This window comes from Arthrobacter sp. TJ-236 (assembly GCF_058269235.1).
On record NZ_JBZCNI010000011.1, the window covers coordinates 1 to 8,174 of the forward strand.

10 protein-coding genes are annotated in these 8,174 nt (G+C 69.0%); 4 read left to right on the top strand and 6 right to left on the bottom strand.

Features of this window, described 5'->3' with window-relative positions; translation table 11 throughout:
* Nucleotides 1-181: 181 nt before the first annotated feature.
* From AC4D16_RS16850 to AC4D16_RS16865, 4 genes are all read right to left on the bottom strand, one after another.
* Nucleotides 182-805, bottom strand: coding sequence for a flavin reductase family protein (locus AC4D16_RS16850; protein WP_490955847.1), 624 nt, complete (start codon nt 803-805; stop codon nt 182-184).
* Nucleotides 806-897: 92 nt separating this feature from the next.
* A complete protein-coding gene (locus tag AC4D16_RS16855; protein WP_490955848.1) occupies nt 898-1,179 on the bottom strand; it encodes a hypothetical protein in 282 nt (93 codons plus the stop codon).
* A gap of 10 nt (nt 1,180-1,189) precedes the next feature.
* A complete protein-coding gene (locus AC4D16_RS16860) occupies nt 1,190-1,687 on the bottom strand; it encodes a hypothetical protein (RefSeq protein ID WP_490947792.1) in 498 nt (165 codons plus the stop codon).
* Nucleotides 1,688-1,939: 252 nt separating this feature from the next.
* Nucleotides 1,940-3,160 carry an epoxide hydrolase family protein gene (locus AC4D16_RS16865; protein WP_490955849.1) on the bottom strand — a complete coding sequence of 407 codons (1,221 nt, stop codon included), beginning with the start codon at nt 3,158-3,160 and terminating at the stop codon, nt 1,940-1,942.
* A gap of 104 nt (nt 3,161-3,264) precedes the next feature.
* Here AC4D16_RS16865 and AC4D16_RS16870 point away from each other — a divergent pair, with 104 nt between their 5' ends.
* Together AC4D16_RS16870 and AC4D16_RS16875 are read left to right on the top strand one after the other, a co-directional pair.
* Nucleotides 3,265-3,864, top strand: a complete 600-nt coding sequence (locus AC4D16_RS16870; RefSeq protein ID WP_490955850.1) for a MarR family winged helix-turn-helix transcriptional regulator — start codon at nt 3,265-3,267, stop codon at nt 3,862-3,864.
* A complete protein-coding gene (locus tag AC4D16_RS16875) occupies nt 3,861-4,778 on the top strand; it encodes an NmrA family NAD(P)-binding protein (protein ID WP_490955851.1) in 918 nt (305 codons plus the stop codon). Before AC4D16_RS16870 ends, AC4D16_RS16875 begins: the two co-directional genes overlap by 4 nt.
* Before the next feature lie 109 nt (nt 4,779-4,887).
* Here the strand turns inward: AC4D16_RS16875 and AC4D16_RS16880 are convergent, their stop codons facing one another.
* Entirely contained in the window at nt 4,888-6,069 is a 1,182-nt protein-coding gene (locus AC4D16_RS16880) for a metallophosphoesterase family protein (RefSeq protein ID WP_490955852.1), read from the bottom strand.
* A 265-nt stretch (nt 6,070-6,334) separates the two neighbouring features.
* Here AC4D16_RS16880 and AC4D16_RS16885 point away from each other — a divergent pair, with 265 nt between their 5' ends.
* Nucleotides 6,335-7,138: an SGNH/GDSL hydrolase family protein gene (locus tag AC4D16_RS16885; protein ID WP_490955853.1), complete on the top strand. Its 804-nt coding sequence runs from the start codon at nt 6,335-6,337 to the stop codon at nt 7,136-7,138.
* 64 nt (nt 7,139-7,202) lie between these two features.
* Here the strand turns inward: AC4D16_RS16885 and AC4D16_RS16890 are convergent, their stop codons facing one another.
* On the bottom strand, nt 7,203-7,451 hold the full coding sequence (locus AC4D16_RS16890; protein ID WP_490955854.1) for a hypothetical protein: 249 nt from the start codon (nt 7,449-7,451) through the stop codon (nt 7,203-7,205).
* A gap of 89 nt (nt 7,452-7,540) precedes the next feature.
* On the opposite strand from AC4D16_RS16890, the gene AC4D16_RS16895 reads away from it, so the two are divergent.
* Nucleotides 7,541-8,122, top strand: coding sequence for a dihydrofolate reductase family protein (locus AC4D16_RS16895; protein ID WP_490955855.1), 582 nt, complete (start codon nt 7,541-7,543; stop codon nt 8,120-8,122).
* The last annotated feature ends 52 nt before the right edge of the window (nt 8,123-8,174 follow it).

Consider the following 8,174-nt stretch of genomic DNA (forward strand, 5'->3'; position numbering starts at 1 on the left):
GACGACGTCGTTCGGCCGCGAGATGCGGACGGTGCGGGGGGCAGCGGTGACACTCATGGTTGTCCCTGGGGTAGCGAGAAGGCTTCCCAGCCGGGGATGGGGTGCTAACCCGCAGATGACTTCACTGTAGGTCAGGACGCTGAGCAGCACCTGTGGGGCGGGACACGCGCGTCATCCCTTGTCAGGAGGGGGAATCTGCGTAATGGCCGGGCCACTGCTGCACCGGGATGCGCGTGATCTCGCGGATGCTGCCCGCCGTCCCCCACTCGTTCTTCCCGAGGCGGGAGAGGGGAGCCAGCGCGTCGATGGCCGGCAGGTCGCCGTCGAGCACGTCCTCGGAGACAACGGCGTGCAGCACCTCGCCGAACACGAGCGTGCAGTCGCCCATCTCCTGGATGAGGTGGAGGCGGCACTCGAGGGCCACCGGTGATTCGCGCACGCGCGGTGGTGTGACGGTGAGACTGGGCTCGCGGGTGAGGCCGACGGCGTCGAACTCGCTGACGTCCGGCGGGAAGTCGGTTCCGGTGGCGTTGACCGCCTCGAAGAGGTGCTCGGGCGTGAAGGCGACGACGAACTCGCCCGTCGCCTCGATGTTGCGCAAGGAATCCTTGCGGCCCACGGAGGTGAACTGGACGATCGGCGGGTTCACGGACGCGATGGTGAAGAAGGAGTGCGGTGCGAGGTTGTCCACGCCATCCGCGGACGTCGATGACACCCAGGCGATGGGCCGAGGCACCACCACGGAGGTCAGGAACTTGTAGAAGGCGCGGCTGTTGGCGGGATCCGGGATGACGTCTTTGCGCATGCTCGGAGCCTAACGCGGGCGGCGCCCGGGACGCCCTCCCAGACGGCGATGGCACGTACGGCGGGCTGCATCGGCGAGTTTCGCCCGACGACTCACGAGTGGCGTGGTTCGTCGTCGGGCCGCCTTCCTCCCCCGTGACGACGCCGAAGGGCCAACGCCAGGACCAGCAGGGTGAGCGCGACAGGGACGAGTCCCTGTCCGAGAGCGGCTGCGAGCAGGATGATCGACGGCGGCCCGTCGATCGGCGGCTCCGCCGCCTCGGTCAGGTTGTAGTCGATGGCGGAGGCGATCGCCGCGCCCACGTACAGGACGAGCGACAGCAGGCCGACGGCGGCGCCGGTCCCAGCAAGCCGTCGTGGTGCCAAGCCGTCCATGATCGCGCTGCTAGCGATGGGAGTCGGAGGACAGGGCGAACTCACAGGAAACCCCTGCCGGCGTTCCGTCCACGTTGAACTCGAGGCGTAGGGTCCGGGCGGTGACCGGTGGGGCCGGCGTGTAGATCCAACGGGCATCCCATGGCGTCCCGTCTCCTGCCACCACGCCGCCTGCACGGTGGTACTCGGTACCGACGTCGTCGGAGACGACCGTGCTGAGTCCGTCGAACACGGCGATGGCAGGCATGACCGGTGGGTTCTCCGTCGTGTCCGATCCCGGGAGGCGACGCCGGTCCGCCCAGTCAGCACGTTCCTGCTCGAACCGCGCATCGCGTGCCAGCGTTTCATCCCCACGCACCCCACTGAGGAGCAGATGTATGCCCGACGTGCCGGCGGCGGCGCCGACATAGCCCGGCGCGTCCGCCAGTTCCACCCCGGCGAATCGGACGCGGACGCCGTCGCTGGTGCCGACGACGAGGTCTGCCGGAGCGTGCACGAGTGCGATCATGCAGCCACCCTAGCGCCCGTGACTGGGCTGGCCCCGGCGAGACCGATCCGTCGTCAGCCCAGGGGCTCGGGCGGAGGTGTCGCAGTGGTCTCGGGCCAGGCCTTCACCCACGGCAGCCTGTCTTCAGACCCTCGCTTCACCACCGGCGGAACGTGGGTTCCGCCTCTGCCTCCGCCTGCATCGTGATCAGCCAGTCGTCCTGGCGACCCTTCTGCGCGGCGTCGGTGATCCCGCCGATCCGGCCGGGGCGTCCTACCGCAGCCCGCGGAACGTCGCGCGGATGTCGTCGACGAGGAGTTCGGGCTGCTCGAGCAACGCGAAGTGCCCGCCGTCGGCCACCTCGCTGAAGAGCACCAGGTTCGTGTAGCGTCGCTCGGCCCAGCGGCGTGAGCGGCGGACGTACTCGCCCGGCATGATGCTGAGCCCCACGGGAAGCGTGAGCGGTTCCTCGAGCGTTCCCGGGTTGGCCCAGCCGTTCCTGCCCGCCTCCCAGTACATGCGGGCGGCCGACGCCGCCGTGTTGGGCAACCAGTACAGCATGATGTCGTCGATCATCTCGTCGAGGGTGAACAGTGCCTCGGCATTCCCGTGGCGGTCGTGTGAGCCCCCGACGTCCTGGAACATCGCGTAGATCCAGGCTGCGAGACCGATGGGCGAGTCCGAGAGCGGGTAGCCGATCGTCTGGGGCCGGGTGGACATCTGCTGCGAGTAGGCGGAGAGCGTCTGCCAGTAGTACCCGCCCTCTTGCAGCATCACCTGCTCGTCGGCGGAGGCGGTGCGCATCTCCTCGTCCGAGGGCATGAAGAGGGCCATGGTGAGGTGGATGCCGGCGAGCCCGATCTCCTCCGACTGCTGCAGCGCCGCGAGTTCGGCCGTGACGGACGCGCCGAGGTCGCCGCCCTGGGCGAACCAGCGGTCGTAGCCGAGACGCTCCATGAGCACGGCCCACGCCTTCGCGGTCCGCTGCGTGTCCCAGCCCGTCCCGGTCGGCTTCCCGGAGAACCCGAACCCGGGAAGGCTGGGAATGACGACGTCGAAGGCGTCCGCCGCATCCCCTCCGTGGGCCTCGGGATCGGTCAGCGGCCCGACGGCGTGCCGGAACTCGAGGACGGAACCCGGCCAGCCATGCGTGAGCAGCAACGCCCGCGCCCCGGGCACGGAGGACCGCACGTGCACGAAGTGGATGTCGAGGCCGTCGATCGTGGTGGTGAACTGGCTCCACGCGTTGAGCAGGGACTCGGTGCGGCGCCAGTCGTAAGCCGTGGCCCAGTGGTGGGCGAGCGCCTGCAGTTTCCCCAGCTGCGGCCCCTGCGACGTGTCGGTCACGGTCTCGCGGTCGGGCCATCGCGTGGCCAGGACGCGACGGCGGAGATCGTCGAGATCGGCGTCCGGGACGTGGAGGGTGAACGGGTGGATGCCGCTGGCATCGGTGGGCTGCTCCGCGGGGGAGGTGGCGGGGTTGGCGTGGGGCATGGCGACCTTCGGGCTGGGGTCGGGGAAGCCGACCGTGGATGTGAAGTCATCTTACGCACAGATCGTCTGTGTTTGAGATCGTCTTGACGCGCTACCATTGCGTCATGCCCTCCTCGCCTGCGCCGGACTCCATGGATCCCTCCGGCATCGATTGGGAGGCCGGCGGCATCCGGACCGAACTCGGATGGTCCCTCCAGGCGATGTCGCAGGGTTTCTCGCGGATGGCGACGGGAGCGGTGGCTGATGTACCCGGCGGCCCTCGCGGTTACCAGGTGCTCGTGGCCGTCACCACCGAGGAGCCGACGTCGCAGCTGGTCCTGTCCCAGCGCCTCGGCATCGATAAGACGGCGATGACCTACGTCGTCGACGCCCTTGAAGGCGCAGGCCTCGTGGAACGCCGGCCGGATCCGCAGGATCGCCGGATTCGTCAGGTCCTCCCGACCGCCCCTGGCCGCGCACTCCTCGATTCCGCCCGCGCAGCCCTCCGCGAGGTGGAGGGCGTGCTCATGCGTGACCTCTCCGCGGACGAGCAGGCGCAGCTTCGGCGGCTCATGGCGCGGGTCGCGCTCGTCGCCGGCGACGCGGAATCCTGCATCGGGCCGCCCGCAGGCACCGAGCAGCCGGTGGCGGAGCAACCCTCCTCGACCCGGCGTCGTCGTACCGGCCGCGGCATCACCCCCACAGAGAAGAGCACCCCGTCATGACCACCCTCCTCGTCGCAGGCGCCACCGGCGACCTCGGCCGCCGGATCGTCCGTGAACTCCAGGCCGCCGACCCCGAAGCGCTCGTCCGCGTCCTGACCCGTCCCGGGAGCGGGACCGCGCAGGCCCAGTACGGGGACCGGGACCGCGTGGAGATCCGAGAAGCCGCGTACACGGATCACGCCGGCCTCGTCGCCGCACTCACCGGCACCGACGTCGTCGTCTCCGCTGTCAGCGGCGCGCGGACGGTTGTCCTCGACGCCCAGCGGGCGCTCCTCGCCGCGGCCGTCGAGGCCGGGGTGCCCCGCTTCATCCCCTCCGACTACTCCGCCGACTACCGGCGCGTCACCCCGGGCAGCAACCGCAACTTCGAGCTGCGCCGCGACTTCGCGGCGGACCTTGATGCCGCGCCCATCCGCGCAACGTCCGTCCTGAACGGCGCCTTCGCCGACATGCTCACCGGACAGGCCCCGATGATCCTCTTCGCGCGGCACAGGGTGCTCTACTGGTCCTCACCGGACCAGGTCCTGGACTTCACCACGAAGGACGACGTCGCCCGTACCGTCGCGCACGTGGCACTGGACGACGACGCACCCCGCGTCGTCGAGGTCGCAGGCGACCGCGTCACGGCCCGGGACGTCGCGCGCATCATGAGCGATCTGACGGGTACCCCGTTCACCACGCAGTGGGCGGGTACCACGGGGATCCTGTCCGGCATGGCGCGCATCGGGCGGCGTGTGTCGAGGGACGAGGAGGCGACGTTCCCCGCGTGGCAGGGCATGCAGTACTTCGTCAGCATGTTCAGTGGTGAGGCCGAGTTGCGGCACGTGGACAACGAGCGCTACGGACAGCAGACCTGGACCGGCGTCCGCGACGTCCTCGCGGCGCACCTGGAGAAGACTGCCATCACGGGCTGACGGCGGCGCAGGTGACCGCCCATCAGCCCCACGCCGCATCTCCTCCGTCCCGGGCGGACAGACGGAGGAGATGGGTCGGCGGCTCTTTCGAGGGGCTTATCCGGAGGTGTCAGCCCTGCGCCGCGTTCAGCGGTCGGGGGACGATCGGCTGGTCGTTGGCCGTGAGGTCGATCTTGAGGTCCTTGGCGAACACCAGCCGGGTCTGCTTGTAGACGCCGGGGTGGTTCTCATCGAGCTCGAAGACCCGGGCGCCCCGCAGGCGGTTGCGGTCCGCGCCCGGAAGGCCGTAGGCGCCGAACCCGGATCCCGGCCCGTACCCGAGTTCCACGCCGTAGTAGTTGCCCACGTAGGTGTTCACGTGATCATGGCCCACGAAGTAGCCGCGGACGTCCCCGCGTTCCAGGAAGGCGCTGAACAGACCTGAGTTGAACGGGCCGGGGCACTCGTCCTCGTTCCGTTCACCCACGATGCCGTGCTTCTTCAGGGCGCGCTGGTGGTCGGCCTCGGTGCGGGAGTCGAGGCTGGCGAACCACATGATGCGGTGTTCATGGAGTGGGATGTGACCCCACATGAGGGACGGGATCTTCCGCCCGTACTTCTTCTCCGTCGCGATGGAGACGTTGCGGTACCAGGCGACCTGGTCCATCCTCACCCAGTCCCAGTCCGGATAGCCCTCGAAGTTCTGGCCGTTGATGCTGTCCGGGGCGTACCGGCCGGTATCGAGGAGCCACAGACCGAAGGCGGGGTCCTTGGACGTCGAGGACTGCACCAGCAGCAGGGAGTTCGACGTACCGGTCACTCCGTCGGTGGAGTTCGCATTGACGTTGTACGTGTACGTCTGCAGGAACTGGAGCATCCTCACCTCGGTCATGCCCGTCGGCCCCGCCGAGTCCTCGTCGTGGTTGCCGAAGGTGACTGCCCACGGAATCTGACGGCTCTCCATGGGCTGCACCACGTGGTTCAGCGCCTGCTTGACCTGCAGCTCGGTGTCGCAGCCGCCGGTGATGACATCGCCGTTGATCACCACGAAGTCGGGGCGCTCGGCGTCCAACGTCCTGTCCATCAGCTCGATGGTGCGGCGGTCGGTCTGCTCGTCGTCCTGGGTGTCGTTGAACTGGACCACCTTGAACCGTCCATCGGGGCGGAATGCGAGGGTGGGCTTGGGAGCCTTCGGTCCAGGGGCCGCGGTGGCTCCGGGGCCGGTTGCCAGTGACATCCCCACGGCGCCCAGGGTCGCGGCGGCGGCCAACGCGGTCCGCCTGCTGATCGTGGACTGATCTGCGTTCGTCATGTCTGCCTCTCTGCGTGACGTGACCCAACGGTCACTACCGCCGCCACGGTAGAGGAGGCCCGTAACCGGAGCGCAAACGCCTCCCCAACGCGAGGTGTCAGCTGTGCGACGCACAGGGCCGGTCGCGCCCCTGCGCTGAAGCCGACGCCGGCGGCGTCGGTGGCGACGCCGTATGCGGGCCCGCGGGTGATCACGCCGCCGCGATTCACCCGACGTTCGCCCCGTCGTCGCCCGCTGTTGGCGGCCCTGGGCTAGCGTTGACCGGATGGCTGGGCGTTGGGTGGCAATCGGGGATTCGTTCACGGAGGGTGTCGGCGACTGGAACCCGAAGTTCCCCAACGGGGTCCGTGGCTGGGCCGATCGCGTGGCGAAGCAGCTGGCACGTCAGGACCCGGAGTGGGAGTACGCCAACCTCGCGATCCGCAGCAAGCGGCTGCACCACGTGCGTGACGAACAGGTGGACCGCGCGCTGGCCCTGAAACCAACGCTGGTCAGCCTGTATGCGGGCGGGAACGACATCCTCGAGCTCCGTGCCGACATGCCCGCGCTCATGCGCGAGTACGAGTCCATGGTGCAGCGCATCGCCCGGTCGGGCGCCCGGCCCCTGCTCTTCACCGGCTTCGACATCCCGCTCAGCCCTGTCTTCGAGCCCATGAAGCGACGCAACTGGCTGTACAACGACCACGTGCGGCGGATTGCCCGCGAGTACGACGCCGTGCTGGTGGACTACTGGTGCTTCGACGAGTACTCCGACCCCGGGCTGTGGGACGCCGACCGCCTCCACATGTCGCCCGCCGGGCACCGCAACCTCGCGGCCCACGTGCTGAGGATCCTCGGCGTGGACCACTCCCTCGTCCCGCAGCTGCCCGAACGGCAGGGGTACGCCGGCCTGGTTGCCGGCCTCCGTCGGGAGAGCGCATGGCTGAACGAATGGGTGGTGCCGATGTTCGGTCGGCGGCTCCGGAGGGTCACCCTCGGCGACGATCTCCAGCCGCGCTGGCCGGAGCTCGTGCGGCCGGCCGACGGGCTGAAGCGCCTCGCCCGCGCACGGCTCGCCGCGTCCGCCTGAGGCCGACGGCTGCCCGCGGCGTCGCGGCATTACATGCCCGCTGGACGCCGGCGACGGGCGGCACCTACCGAACGGGAGTCTCGGACGAATCGACAGGTGGGCCGTCCACCGGACCGGTCGCTTCCGCAGCGACGACGCCTCGCGCGGGGACTGCGCGACCGGCGGCCTCGGCGGAGTACGAGCGCATTCCGTGCTTCACTCCGAGCCGGATGATCCAGTACAGCAGCAGTGAGCCGAGGAACAGGGGAACACCCCAGATGGCCACGACGATCAGGATTCCTACTCCATCAATGCCCAACACTGCTTCCCCCATCTCAGGACTGACACTCGATGTCGTGAGCGTACCGGGGAACGGAAGGCGGATCTCCGCCGATGCCGGTGAGGGAGTTGTACGCTCACCGCATGACCAGACTCGTGGTTTCGGTCCTCGCATCACTGGATGGCTACTTCCAGGGCCCCGATGGCGATCTCAGCGTGATGCCCTTCGAGGACGCTTTCAACACCCACAACCTCGCACTGCTGCGGACCGCCGGGACCCTCGTCTACGGCAGTACGTGGTTCACGGAGAACTGGGACTTCTGGTCCGCGGTCGCAGTGGATGCGTCCGCGAACGAGCGCGAGCACGACATCGCGCGCCTCGTCCTGACGCTGCCGAAGGTGGTCGTCAGCGATTCCATGACGGAGGATCCGGACGCACCGTGGGCACGAACCACGCGCATCATCCCGAGGTCCGCAGCCCCGGCGGAACTCACACGCCTGAAGCAGGAGGGCACCGGTGATCTGGTGATGTTCGGCAGTGCGACGACCTGGAGTCCTCTGCTCGAGCTCGGGCTCGTCGACGAACTCATCGTGCTGGTCGGCGCTGCCCTCCTCGGAGAGGGGAGCAAGCTGTACTCCGGCTCCAGGGCGGGCCTACGTCTGATCGACGCGAGCGTCCTGCCCGGTTCGGAGCTGGTGAAGATCCGGTACCTCGCCGCGAGGTGACGTCGTCGGAGACCTGGCCGCTCGACCCTCAGGGTTCGTCGGGTGTCCGGAG

Excerpts from the sequence above, each read along its gene's own strand:
- AC4D16_RS16850 (WP_490955847.1), bottom strand. The coding sequence starts at position 805 with ATGCGCAAAGACGTCATCCCGGATCCCGCCAACAGCCGCGCCTTCTAC.
- AC4D16_RS16855 (WP_490955848.1), bottom strand. The coding sequence starts at position 1,179 with ATGGACGGCTTGGCACCACGACGGCTTGCTGGGACCGGCGCCGCCGTC.
- AC4D16_RS16860 (WP_490947792.1), bottom strand. The coding sequence starts at position 1,687 with ATGATCGCACTCGTGCACGCTCCGGCAGACCTCGTCGTCGGCACCAGC.
- AC4D16_RS16865 (WP_490955849.1), bottom strand. The coding sequence starts at position 3,160 with ATGCCCCACGCCAACCCCGCCACCTCCCCCGCGGAGCAGCCCACCGAT.
- AC4D16_RS16870 (WP_490955850.1), top strand. The coding sequence starts at position 3,265 with ATGCCCTCCTCGCCTGCGCCGGACTCCATGGATCCCTCCGGCATCGAT.
- AC4D16_RS16875 (WP_490955851.1), top strand. The coding sequence starts at position 3,861 with ATGACCACCCTCCTCGTCGCAGGCGCCACCGGCGACCTCGGCCGCCGG.
- AC4D16_RS16880 (WP_490955852.1), bottom strand. The coding sequence starts at position 6,069 with ATGACGAACGCAGATCAGTCCACGATCAGCAGGCGGACCGCGTTGGCC.
- AC4D16_RS16885 (WP_490955853.1), top strand. The coding sequence starts at position 6,335 with ATGGCTGGGCGTTGGGTGGCAATCGGGGATTCGTTCACGGAGGGTGTC.
- AC4D16_RS16890 (WP_490955854.1), bottom strand. The coding sequence starts at position 7,451 with ATGGGGGAAGCAGTGTTGGGCATTGATGGAGTAGGAATCCTGATCGTC.
- AC4D16_RS16895 (WP_490955855.1), top strand. The coding sequence starts at position 7,541 with ATGACCAGACTCGTGGTTTCGGTCCTCGCATCACTGGATGGCTACTTC.